Here is a 13,488-nt window from a genome sequence, read left to right as displayed (position 1 = left end):
GGGTAACAATTCAAATGAAAATGCTATATTCCATTTTGGATGATGAATGGGATTTAGAGGTAGGGTGGGCAATGCCCACCTTACGCAATACCCACCTTACTCCTATACAAAGGAAGCGAAAAGTTAAAGGTTGATCCTTGTGTTGGCACACTGGTAACACTAATTTGTCCCCCGTGAGCATTAATAATTTGCCGACATAAATATAAGCCTAAACCAATTCCGGTTAAGTGTTGAGAGTGCAATCCCCGAACATAAAGCTTAAACAGCCGATCGCACTGCTGTTTGCTCATCCCTATTCCGTCATCGGCGATCGCACAATGAAGCATATCCCTCTCAACCCTTACTGTCAGCGTAATCTTAACCCCCGGTAGATTGTGTTTAAGGGCATTCGTCAATAGATGATGAAACACACACCGCAGTTGAGTCGGATCAGCTTTAACCGGGGGTAAGGTTTGGGGAATAACCATCGTTAATTGAGCGTGGTTACTGCTGAATAACGGCTGCAAATCAGTGAGGATTTGGCTGAGGAGTTCATTTAAGCATAAAGGTTGACAGTGGAGTTCTATTTTCCGCCCTTGGTTAAAATGGTCTTCAGATAAGGCATTGATCAACGTCAATTGGCGATCGCTATTTTCAATCAGCCGATCCAGAATTCTGCTCGGCAGGGCAACGGTTTCACCAGGGTTGTTTTGGGTTCCCTTCAACATCAGAATTAAGCCCATCATTGATGTTCGTAGATCATGGGATACCGCTTGTAAAAACACATCTTTTAGTTCGTAAAGCCGTTGCAATTCCTGCATTTTTTCCTCAAGTTGCAGGGTACGTTCCGCCACTTGACTTTCCAGGTTACTATTAAGCCCTTGGACTTGTTGGTAAAGTTGAGCTTGTTGAATTGCAATGGTGACTTGAACCGCTAATCGTCTTAACCAATCCACCTCAAAGGATTGCCAATGACGGGAACGGTGGCATTGATGAACCGCCAAGAGTCCAAATAATTGATCATCGAGAATTAATGGAATTGCCAGAGTCGCTTTAATCTGGTAGCACCGATAAAAGTCTTTGAGATAGGGCGTAACATTAACCCGTTCCGTATTATCCCGGATTAAAATTTGACGCTGGGCAAATAATTCTTGGGTTTCTTGTAACAGTTTCTCTGAGGCTTTCCATCCCAACAGAGATTTATAAGCAGAGGCAACAGATTCGGCAGCAATTTTACTGTGGTTATTTTCATCTAGATAACTAATATAGACACGATCTGCCTGTAATAATTGCCGCACTTCCACAACAGTGGTGTGCAAAATCTGGTCTAAATCCAAGGATTGACGAATCCGCAGGGCAATCTCTGCTAACAAGCGATCGCGTTCTAAGGTAGCCCGCAGTTGTTCTTCTGCCTGTTGACGCTCTGACATAGCGGCGGCTAACACTAAAGCAGTTATTGTTACCACTGCCATAAACGTTTGTAGCAGTAGAATTGCGCCTAGGGTACTTCCCGTTTTCACCACAAAGGGTCCAATTCCTTGGAGAGTGCCACCAATTGCCATTCCCGAAACGATTAAACTGGCAAGAACCGCACCCCACACCCGAAATCGCAGCGCCGCCCAAACGACAAAGGGAAAGGGTAAATATTCCAGGGGATAGTCGGATAGGGCAAAGGTAGTTCGAGACTGGAAAACTAGCCAACTAAATACCCCCAGTAGACTCCAGCACAGGACGGCTTCTAAAATTTGTTGGGGTGGATAATTTGGCGGCAAAATTCGCTGAGGAGAGTCCTGAACAATTAATAGCAGTAAGGGAGTAAATACTAAGATTCCCATACTGTCTCCTAACCAAAGGGTTCCCCAATTTAGTCCAAATTGATGCCATGGAATAAAATTTACCCAGCAATTCACTAGCGTACTAATCGTGGCGTTAATTGAGGGGGCAATGATCGCGCCAAAGACAATTAGAGCATAAGCATCCTTGAGGCATTCTAACTTTGGGTTAAAATCCAGGCGACGTAATCCCATCGCACCGACAACAGCTTGTAACGTGCAGCCGATTACCGAACCCAGAGACACCAAAAATGAGGCTCCCAGAGACAGATTGAGCCAAAATGCACCAATCGCCACACCAACCCACAGCCGTTTTCCCTGCAAAAAAAGGGCAGCCAGAGCAATCCCCGCACCAACCCACACTGGAGACGCCTCAGCGCCCAATCCTAACCATGACAGGGTAAACTGAGCGCTACCTGTATAAGCGATCGCAACTAGAGCAACTGTGATCAGGTATCGCCAGAAACGCTGCGGATTCCCAGGAAATATGGACAAAATTAAATCTTCACCGTAACTAATATTCAAGATTTCATGACTCAAAACAATCAGCTTCCATCAACAGGATGCCCAAGGTTATCAAAACTTAACATCCCCTAGGTGGGTGAGTGTTGAGGTGTAGGGGCGGGTTTAGGGACTAATATTGATTGTTATCCCTAGCTTGGCTGCAAAACCCGCCCCGACCATAAGACGTAAGCTGTTTTCTTCCCCAGCTTCCCCAGCTTCCCCTCACCACAACGCTTATTCAGCAACGCCTAACTATTCCTGTCTTACACTCTCCGGAACCCCCACAGGGGAAATCCCTGCGATCGCCCGCAGGTTTTGAGAGCGAATTAGTTCAGTAAAATTTAAACTCAGTCGCCCTTCCATCTCAGCTACGGATTCAATCGCTGCTAATAGATGCTGCGCCGCTTCTGTTTCGGTATAGCCACGCCGCAGGGCGACTTTAATCGCATCGGTATCCGCATCTAAGTGAGTTTGACAACTGCGAGTGCTGCGCCAAATTTGACTCCCCGCGATCGCACTCAATCCCGTCGCCACGACGACACCCACCGCATCGCCTTGCACAAATTCCACCATTCCCCCTAACAATCCGGCAATGACAACGCCTTGATATAAATCGGGCTTAAACCACCTGATATTAAGCAACCAACTTACGGTGCTGAGGATCAGCATATCCCGTTGCGCTCTAGGTAAGCGACGCCACAGATCAAAGTTAATATAGATTGGACGATCTCTCGACCAAGGCATCGGGAAAGGAGTTTCAATCACCGCCATCTGTTGCGGTTTACTGATAATTTTGATCAGCATTCGCCCAGAGGCGGGCATTAGATCACGCAAGCGGCGAATTTCTGGCTCTGGATTCATCAGCCGAGGGACTCAAACTTAGAAGATTTATAGGATAAAGTTAAAACACTTATTTTCCCAACTATCTCATGCTTACCTTAAAATGCAAAACGCCTGGGCAGGGAAACCCCTAAAATAGGCACAGGAGATGGTCAAGACCAGACTCTCCCCTTAAGCTACAACCCAGCGATAAGACTATGGACGCTTTTACCCCATTTCCGCCGCAATGGACAAAATCAGCCACTCATGCCTTAGAGTTCTGCTGTCCCACCTGTCATGCTTCTTCGATGGAAGCCCAACGGGTTTGGATTAATCGACAATCGCCAGTCCTGACTGAAGATTATCGCAAAAAGTGGCAAGAGTTCTATCAATGCCAGTGTGGTAAAGTGTGGTGGGCTTGGAGTAGCGATCGCCCTCCCTCGGAATTGACGAACCGCGATCGCCCCCCAGATTTGTAATGTCGAATATTATAAACAGTAAGTAGCCCATGGCAGTAGTTGGGCAAACATGGAGTTATGCGTGTTTCCACTGTATTAGCCCTAACCCTTAGTACAGCGAGTCTCTGGGGAATGCCAATTGCCCCGATTCACGCTGTTCAGCAAGCTGATGGTACCGTTTCCTTTGAAAAATCACCGCGCTTGATTAATGTGTTCACCACATTTGATCATGTGGGAGTATGGGGGGCTAAGTATTATTTCACCTTAGAACTTCCAGAAAATGCGGGTGAACCTTTACAGAAGGTGACGATTAGTCAACGGGAAGGAAGCGAAACTATCCGTTTTAGACTTGATGATACTTTAGCATTTACCGGAACCGCTCGAAATAAAGGCGAACAATTGCCGTTGCAATCGGTAAACAGAGATGATGCAACCAAAACGGTTTCTGTTAGTTTTGCCGAACCGATTTCTCCGGGAACCACATTTACTATTGGTCTTCAGCCACAGCATAATCCCTATTGGGGCGGAGTTTATTTATTTGGTGTAACCGCTTTTCCCGCAGGAGAAAAACCCTATGGATTATATCTGGGTGTGGGACGATTGCACTTCTATCGACGAACCTCTTGTCGATGGGGATTCTGCTAGATAGGGGGTGCTGGGGATTCTGCTAGATAGGGGGTGCTGGGGGAGCGGGGGGAGCGGGGGAAGCAGGGGGAGATAGGGGAGTCATGTTCCAGATGTGATGCCAGAAGCATCTGTCTGTAGGGGCGGGTTTAGGGACTAATATTAATTGTTATCCCTAGCTTGGCTGCAAAACCCGCCCCGACCAAATGACATAAGACATAAGACGAATGATATAAGACATAAGACGAATAACGAATGACGAATGACGAATGACGAATTACCAAGGACTACCAACCATAGTGAACGCACTCCAGTAATAAGGATGTTCAAAGTTGCCATCTCCTAATCTGGCTAATTCAGGTGGTAACGGGACTGATTTATTACCTGCAATCAGCTGACCCCCTTGGACATAGACTTGTCCCTGCAACATTGCCAGTTGAGTTTGCTGCAGTGCTTCTGCTTTAATAGGGGCTTGTTTGAGGGTTTGATAGAGTTGGGTCATTAATCCTAGAGTTCCCTCATCACTGACATACCATAAACTTCCTACGGCTGATTTTGCGCCCGCTTGAACCGCTAATCCAGCAAACCCTAATTCCGCTTCCTCATTCCCCAATGCGGTGCGACAAGCACTGAGAACTAAGAGTTCAACGGGAGGATTATTCCAGTCTAATTGAGGTAATTGATTGAGTCGCAGCTTCCTGTCCCAAAGTTGGATATAGGAGTTATTCGGTTCTCCCGATTGGAAATTAGCATGAGTGGCTAAGTGGATAATGCCAAAAGGTTGCTGTTGACGTTGTGCTTTGAGATTTTCTAAAGTAAATGTATCGTTCAGAAAAGATTTTCCTTGCCACAGGGATTGGGTAATAGCTGATAATTCTACGGGGACAGCAGGTAAAGGTTTTTGATCCGTAAATTCTGCCGCTCCCATTGCTAAAACTTCCATGTTTTCAATGGGGGCGTAGTTGGGATTTACCAGGCTTAAACTCGGCATTAAACCAACACTGTATTTCTCAATCAAAAACTGTTGACCATCGTAAAGAGCCGCCAGAGGAATAGAGCGCAAGCCGTAGTCTACTAGGAAGGTTATGTTTTCGATACCGAGGGCTTGCAGTTCATTGTCCATGGGAGCCACTAGCCAATCATAAAGTCGTTTACCGGGAGCAATGTAGCCTTGGCGACTGCGAATATTGGTGACTTCTAAGCGAAACTGATCCGCAACGTTGAGAACTTGTTGGCGAGTGATTTCTGGGATTCTTTTGCGAATGGGTAATCCATTAGCGGTAACCAGTAGTAGTTCTAATTGGTCTTGAGGATTGCGGGTTTTGCGGGGAATATTTTGGTTTGAAGATGATGAATTTTCTGCCTGATTAGAACTATCTGGTGGGACAAAACTGATATAAAGCAGCGCGGGTTTAACTCCTGTAGTTTTCTCAATGTTGCTGAGAATATCCCGGCTTTTAGCGAGTGTGACTAGAGGAATATCTGTAGGTAAGCCTAAATAGTCTACAAATTGCCGGGTAAAGTTTTCCTCTGAGGCATCAACAGATTGGAGGGATGACTCAGAATTACCTGATGATGACGTTTCGCTGGATGAGTTGTTAGCGGGGGTGGATGGATTGCTATTCGCTTCACTGGATGGGGTTTCAGCAGAGACGGATGGATTACTACTCGTTTCGCTAGGACTAGGATTGCTGGAGTTAGTCAGTTGATTTGTCGGTTCAGAGAGAGTTGTATCGCTGGAATTATTCAGATTATCTTCTGGGTTCAGGGAATTCGTCTCACTGGTATTATCTTCTGGGTTTAAGGAATTCGTCTCACTGGTATTATCTTCAGGATTCAGGGAATTTGTTTCACTGGGATTATCTTCTGGGCGAGAAGGACTTCTTTCGTAAGTTATAATTGGAGACTCTTCCTCACCTTCAGAAATGAGTTGATCCGGATCAATCTGCCAATCAGCGTCCTCATCAAGATCAGGAGGTATTATATCAACTAGATTAATAGGGGTATCGGTTTCCGGATCAGTAAATGGAGGGGTTTCTGGATCGGTTCCCGGATCAGGAATTGGATCAGTTCTCGGATCAGTAAATGGAGGGGTTTCTGGATCAGTAATGGGTGTATTTTCGGTGATAATTAACCGCCCTTGATTCATTAACTCTTCCTCTGGGGTTATATTACCCGTTGTAATGCTGCCTCCAGCTCTTAAACTGACCGTTCCTAACTCCCCGTTTCCCTGGTTCCTCATATCTATATTACGTGTAATAATTTCATCAGCAGCGGTTAAGTCAACGTCTCCAGAATTGCCGGAATTTCCTGATAGGGTATTAGCGGTATTGATATTGCCATTAACTGTAATACTTCCAGAACTTGCCAATACATTTATAGACCCAGCATCTCCGAATTGATTACTACTGCTAGAAATATTTTCTAATGAGATATCACCACTAGACGCTAATATATTAATATCTCCAGAATTGCTATCGACTTGATTGCTAGTATCTATATTACCGTTAACCGTAATATTTCCTGTAGCTGACAATATTACTTTGCCAGAATCATAGGCAGAATCGTTGCTAGATGTGTCAATATTATTGACGGTGATATTGCCTAGTGAAGCAGAGGTTTCAGTCGAATTAAATGTTGTATTCGAGTTGACATCGAGGAAAGGGGTAGAAGGAGAAACATTGACAGGATTATTTAATGCTGTCAATCCCGCCCGCAGAATTACGGAGGGAGAACTGGTCAAAATTTCAATATCTGGGTCATCACCCGTCAACATCGTATCGGGTCCAGTAATGGTGATGTTTCCCCCGGTAATACTACCTGTCGCTTCTATCTTTAGCGCTACCCCGTTATAATCACCAAACGTAACATCCCCATCAACGCTAATAATCGGATCAAAATAGCTGACAAAGTTACCCGGATTACCGACTAAATTCAGCAGCGAGAAACTTCCGCCACTGGTAAAATGAGCATCACCTGAAATATCCCCATCACTGACTAAGCTGAGATTACCGCCACTTTGAAAAGGGGTTTGGGGATGATTTAATGCCAATATATCAATGGTGTTATTGCCTTGAATATAAAGATTACCCCCAGCTTGGGCAAGGAAAGGATGGGTCACACTATCGCGCACACGCACGGTATCTTGTGCTAATAAATTCAAGTCACCTGTGGTTTGTAACTGACTCTCAACTAAGGTTAGGTTATGCCGTGCATATAAGGTTGCTGTCTCAGCAATAACATTTTTGGCAACAATATCTCCAGGTTCAATCGGAATACCAGACGCTGAGAGTTTTACCGTTCCGTTGCTATTGACTCCAACATCTGGAACATCAACCGAACCTGTCAGCAATTCCGGTAAAGATAGGGGATTAATAGGTGCATCTCCCGCTGGAACTTCTAGACTTAACAAATGTCCAGGTTGACTGAGGCGAACTGTACTCTCACCGGGAACTGTGGTAATGGTAATTTGTCCCTTAGGGGCTTCCAAGTTACCTGTACTCACCACTGTACCACCAACGAAGTTTAAATCTTTGCCAACCTCCAAATTCCCCCCATTGACAATCGCCCCAGGGTTAGATGTGTTGAACGTAAAAGCATTGGGTTGACCGACAAGAGAGGTATAATCATTAGACGCGATCGCACTAAACCAATTCTCCCCAAACCCAATCCCTGTCGCTGTCGTTGCCGTAAAAGATGCAGGTACATCTAACCGGGCATTTTGACCAAACACAATCCCCGCCGGATTCATCAAGAACAGATTGGAATTGCCCCCCGTTACCTGAATCAACCCATTAATTAGTGAAGCATTTCCCCCCGTCACACGGGATAAAATATTCTGAATAGTGGGATTAGAAATGAAATTAGCAGTCTGGTTTGCGTCTAAGCCAAACTCACTAAAATTGTGAAAAAGATTAGCGCCATCTCCAGAAGTTTGACCGCCAGTAATCGTGAATTTGTCGCCACTGGCGTCTACTTGAGTATTTGTTCCATCATTGGCTGGCACAGGTTGTGCCTCAACGCCAGTGGGAAAGAATCCTAAAACTAACGTCCATAGTAAAATGCTATTGACTTTACTATTTTCAGTTAGCCAAGTTAATAACTTGGTCAGGTGCCATCTTTCCTTAGTTAACCCCACAGCTATTTTCCTCTGATTCATGGGTCTTTGCTTGATAAATTAAGACTAAATTAAGTTGATTTAAAATTTACGTTTTATTTAAAAATTTTATGGCTTTTCGCAAAATTAATACAGTGCATTTTTATATTATATAACTATTTAGTTTAAGTTAAAAATTATGAATAAAAATCAATAATCTGTCTCAGTTATTATGTATTTATTCAATATATGCAACCCCGGTGTTTACAAATGTAATTCACTATTCAATCCTTATGATTGATTTCCGGATAATTCCCCCAGCACTATCAATAATTTAATCTATGCCTTATGTTTAGGATAGCATTGTACATTGTATGTTTGCTAAACTTCATTAAAACTTAATTGACAGAGTGTCCAAGGTGTAGATTGTGTAAATTAACTACGGTCAAAAATTAATTCCAACCAACTATGGAAAGCTTACTTAGCTTACGAGGGTACTGGCGTGGCACACAATTTGGTAGATTAGCTTGGGTTCGTAGTAAGGGAACCTTAGCCCTAGATTTTGTTTGGTTGAGCGAAGTCAAAACCCAACCTAAAACCTTAAGTCAGTACCATTCCACCTAAGCTCGTCATGCATTTCAATTGGGTATTAAGTAGCAAGCACGATGCTCTCACTAAGTAGGTTGGTGGAAATAAACTGAACGATGTTAAGTTATGTGAATATGCTTCAAACCCTTACATAAACGTAGCTTGCTTCTCAAGGGAGCGAGTATGACAAATAACAAATGACAAATGAAAAATTACCAGGGACTACCAATCATTGTGAACGCACTCCAGTAATAAGGATGTTCAAAGGTTTGATCTCTTAACCTAGCCAGTTCCGGTGGTAAAGATATCATATCCTGAGTGGTAATCAGTTTTCCATCTTGTGTATAAACTTGCCCGTTGAGCATAGCTAATTGAGCTTGGCGGATAGCTTCTGCCTTAATTGGAGCTTGTTTGAGCCGCTGATAAAATTCAGTCATTAACCCCAAGGTTCCTTGATCACTCACATACCACAAACTCCCCACCGCCGACTTAACCCCCGCTTTAACAGCTAACCCAGCAAAGCCTAATTCCGCTTCCTCATTCCCCAATGCCGTGCGACAAGAGCTTAGTACCAATAACTCTACCGTTGGCTTGTTTAAACCTAACTCAGACAGTTGATTAAGTCGCAGTTTACTATCCCAAAATTGGATATAGGAGTTACTCAGATCTCCTGGCACGAAATCAGCATGAGTTGCCAAATGAATCATGCCATAAGGCTGACGTTGTTGCTGTTGTTTTAGGTTATTCACCGTGAATGATTCATTGAGAAATGATTTTCCCTGCCATATATCCTGGGTGATTTCTGATAACTCTACTGGCACCGCTGGTAATGGTTGTTTATCAGTAAATTGCGAGGCTCCCATTGCCAGAACTTCCATGTTGGTAACAGGCTCATAACGGGTATCAGTGAGGCTAAGACTCGGCATTAAGCCAACACTATACTTTTCGATGAGAAACTGTTCACCATCATAGAGTGCCGCCACTGGAACGGAGCGCAAGTTACTATCGAGGAGGAAAATGAGATTTTCGATCCCTTGACCTTGGAATTCATCTTCTAATGGCTTCACTAACCAGTTGTAGAGTTGCTGTCCCGGCACAATATAACCTTTTTGGCTACGGACATTAGTAACTTGCAAACGAAATTCATTAGCAACTTTCAGGACTTGCTCACGGGTTACTCCTTCTACTTTTTTGCGAATTGGGGTTCCTTGAGCAGTTACCAGCAGTATTTCTAACTGATCTTGAGGACTTGGAGTTGGGAAGGGTACATTTGTTGCCCCATCGGTAGTAATCGTTTGGGGCGCAAAACCGACATAGATGAGTGCGGGTTTAGCTCCCGTTGATTTTTCAGTATTAGCGAGAATTTCCCGGCTTTCTGCTAGGGTTCTCAGAGAAATATCTCCAGGTAGCTCTAAATATTCCTTGAATTGCTGCGTGAATTTTTCTTCAAACTCAGCTACAGAATCCGTTTGAGTTGAATCTATCGGCGGGTTTGTTTCGGATTGCTCTTGGGTTGTAGTAGATTGGTTGTTGTCAGAGGGGGATTGGTTTTGGTTGTTATCACTCGGTTCATTAACACTTGGGTTTGTACTATTTAGATTAGGTTCAGGATTGGGTTCCGCTTCAGTAATCGGTTCAGGAATTGGTTCCGCTTCAGGAATTGGTTCCGGTTCCGCTTCCGGTTCCGGATTGGGTTCCGCTTCAGTAATCGGTTCAGGAATTGGTTCTGGTTCAGGAATTGGTTCGGCTTCCACTTCCGGTTGCGGTTCAGGAATTGGTTCTGGTTCAGGAATTGGTTCCGGTTCCACTTCCGGTTGCGGTTCAGGAATCGGTTCGGTTTCAGGAATTGGTTCCGGTTCCACTTCCACTTCCAGAATTGGTTCCGGTTCAGGAATTGGTTCCGGAATCCGTTCATAAAGAGGAATCCGTTCATAAACAAAAATCCGTTCAGGAATCTGTTCAGGAATCGATTCGGGTGGCGGTTGGGGATTGGGTGGCGGTTGGGGATTGGGTTGGGGTTGGGGATTGGGTATGGGGTTGGTTTGGTTAGGTGTGATCTGAAGCTGACCCATATTCCCTGGTGGAAGAGCCGTCTGATCGATATTGCCTAGAATTGTAATCGAGTCCCCTGCTGTCAAGGTTACGTCGCCTGAATTACCTTGTCCTTGCTCACTAGCATCTATATCATTAATGCTTATATTCCCTCCAGCTATTACTGTTACAGAACCCGCATTCCCCTGTCCTTTATCACTGGTGTTGATAGTGTCAGTCGTAATATTTCCTTGAGCCGACAGATTGACAAAACCAGAATCGTCTCCACTACCCCTACTTGTCGTCGCCGTTATAGTGTCTGTAATAATGTCACCCGTGGCAAACAATATTACAGGACCGGCATTAGCTTGGTTAGACTCAGAAACTTCATCGGAAGTGTTAATATTTCCTACATTGATACTTCCTGGTGGCAGCGATAACGGCGATCCTGGTGTTTGAAAATTGGTTGAACCTTGAGTTGCAGGAACGTTAGTCGAAGTTACCGCATTCAACCCTGCTCGCAAAATCAGGGTTGGTTGACTGGTCAAAAGCTCCAAATCTGAATTAGAAATTCCTACATTAGCATCAAGAGAATCATCGGGTCTAGTAATCGTAATATTGCCCCCCTGGATACTACCTGTCGCTTCTACCAAAAGAGCTGCGCCTGTGTAATTACCAAACTCAACATCACCATCAACCCGAATAATTGGGTCATAAAGGCTAACAAAATTACCTGGCTCTCCCGATAAATTAAGAATCGAAAAATTTCCTCCACTGGTAAAGTGAGCATCGCCAGAAACCTTGCCATCACTGACTAAACTGAGATTTCCACCACTTTGAAACGGTGTTTGTGGATGATTTAGCGCTAAGATATCAATACTCTGATTCCCCTGAATGTAGAGATTTCCCCCAGCTTGGGCAAGAAACGGATTGACCAGACTATCCCGCACCCGTACTGTATCCTTTGCCAGTAGATTTAAATCTCCCGTTGTTTGTAATTGACTCTCCACTAACGTGAGATTCTGTTGAGCGGATAGTGTAGCCGTCTGGGAATTCAGATCACGCGCCACGATATCCCCATTTTCTACAGCGATACCTGACCCAACTAACTTAACTTCTCCACCGCTACTCACCTCCACACCCGCTACTTGTCCACTCCCGGTTAACAACTGAGGCAAATTTAGGGGAGTTAATGGGATTGACGCAGAGGGTTGAACCTCTAAACTCAGCATATATCCAGGTTGGCTAATCCGCACCATACTCTCACCAGGGACAGTGGTCACACTAATTCCTCCGTCTGGCGCGGTTAAGCTACCCGTACTGACAACCGTACCCCCAATTAAGCTTAAATCTTGTCCGGCTTCTACCCCCAAATCACCTGCATTAATAATTGATCCGGGGTTGGCGGTGTTAAACGTAAAAGCATTGGGTTGACCAATCAATGTGGCATAATTATTTGCCCCTTGTGCATTAAACCAATTGTCCCCAAAACCAATACCCGTAGCGGTTGTAGCGGTAAAGGATGCGGGAACGTTAAGTTGAGCATTTTCACCAAAGACAATACCCGCAGGATTCATTAAAAATAGATTAGAATTTCCCCCAGTCACTTGCAGCAACCCGTTAATGACGGAAGGGTCGCCACCTGTCACACGGGACAGAATGTTTTTAATATTAGGATCAGAAATAAAATTAGCGGTTTGATTCGCGTCTAAACCAAATTCACTGAAGCTATGAAAACGATTCACCCCATCCCCAGAAGTTTGTCCCCCGGTAATGTCAAACTGATCCCCATTGGGTGTGACAATAGTACCTGTCCCATCTGGCGATTCAACAACCGATTGAGCCAGTCCCCCCGTTGGTAAGCCCGCCAGGAGTAACGTCAACAGTAGATAGTGGGTTCGTTTACTTTTTTTCTTGGTCATGGCGAATAGATTGGCAACCACCAACCAGCAATTGGTCAATACTGTTGTGTTCATCTTGTATGTCATTGGTTGTTGCCTATTGTCGTGTCAGGAGTACTCATAATAAATGACGATTAATCGACTCTTTAGTTTCCCTTTTTTAGGTAATTAATATAGTAAATTTTATTTAATCTTATACTTCATTGAAGCTTAACAAAATGCAGGTTTTGTAAATCTGCCGCTTTAGGGTTAAAGTGCGATATCCTTTTTTTAGTCTCCCTTAGAAAATATTATAAATAATTGTCAGACTTATGGAACATTTAAGGTATACCCATTTGGGTTAATTTCTCCTGTGGAGATTTGGACAATTTGGCAGCATGTCAGGCTACAGCCCTCACCCCCAGCTCATCTTCATCCCCTTCACATCCCCCTCTTCACTTATAGATCCCCCTTCCGTCCCACTTCCGTCCCCCAACCCCCCTCGTTCCCCCCTTTTAGATCCCCCTCCCGTCCCCCTGACAGGTGTAGGTTTTTTATTTAAGGGTGGAGACAAGACAAGGGGACAAGGAAGGAAAGAAGACAAGGGGGAAAAACCGTACAGAATTCGGTTCGGTCAAACTAACTTCTAAAAGCCGAAACGCCCTATTTTTCGTTAA

6 protein-coding genes are annotated in these 13,488 nt (G+C 44.4%); 2 read left to right on the top strand and 4 right to left on the bottom strand.

Annotated features, from left to right (window positions below):
- Positions 1–80 precede the first annotated feature (80 nt).
- Positions 81–2,336, bottom strand: coding sequence for an MASE1 domain-containing protein (locus RH949_RS31535; RefSeq protein ID WP_446358772.1), 2,256 nt, complete (start codon positions 2,334–2,336; stop codon positions 81–83).
- Between the two features lie 231 nt (positions 2,337–2,567).
- Positions 2,568–3,176, bottom strand: a complete 609-nt coding sequence (locus RH949_RS31530) for a DUF3318 domain-containing protein (protein ID WP_006104644.1) — start codon at positions 3,174–3,176, stop codon at positions 2,568–2,570.
- A gap of 176 nt (positions 3,177–3,352) precedes the next feature.
- Between RH949_RS31530 and RH949_RS31525 the strand changes: the two genes are divergently transcribed.
- On the top strand, positions 3,353–3,613 hold the full coding sequence (locus RH949_RS31525; RefSeq protein WP_006104661.1) for a hypothetical protein: 261 nt from the start codon (positions 3,353–3,355) through the stop codon (positions 3,611–3,613).
- Positions 3,614–3,670: 57 nt separating this feature from the next.
- Entirely contained in the window at positions 3,671–4,237 is a 567-nt protein-coding gene (locus RH949_RS31520) for a DUF2808 domain-containing protein (protein ID WP_446358769.1), read from the top strand.
- A 256-nt stretch (positions 4,238–4,493) separates the two neighbouring features.
- Here RH949_RS31520 and RH949_RS31515 read toward each other — a convergent pair whose 3' ends face one another.
- Together RH949_RS31515 and RH949_RS31510 are read right to left on the bottom strand one after the other, a co-directional pair.
- On the bottom strand, positions 4,494–8,375 hold the full coding sequence (locus RH949_RS31515) for a CHAT domain-containing protein (protein ID WP_446358767.1): 3,882 nt from the start codon (positions 8,373–8,375) through the stop codon (positions 4,494–4,496).
- A 737-nt stretch (positions 8,376–9,112) separates the two neighbouring features.
- On the bottom strand, positions 9,113–12,907 hold the full coding sequence (locus RH949_RS31510) for a CHAT domain-containing protein (protein ID WP_446358765.1): 3,795 nt from the start codon (positions 12,905–12,907) through the stop codon (positions 9,113–9,115).
- Between the last annotated feature and the right edge of the window lie 581 nt (positions 12,908–13,488).

Origin of the sequence: Coleofasciculus sp. A1-SPW-01 (assembly GCF_040217205.1) — a bacterium.
In the GTDB taxonomy this organism is placed as follows: domain Bacteria; phylum Cyanobacteriota; class Cyanobacteriia; order Cyanobacteriales; family Coleofasciculaceae; genus Coleofasciculus; species Coleofasciculus chthonoplastes_A.
This window is presented reverse-complemented; position numbering and strand designations above follow the sequence as displayed.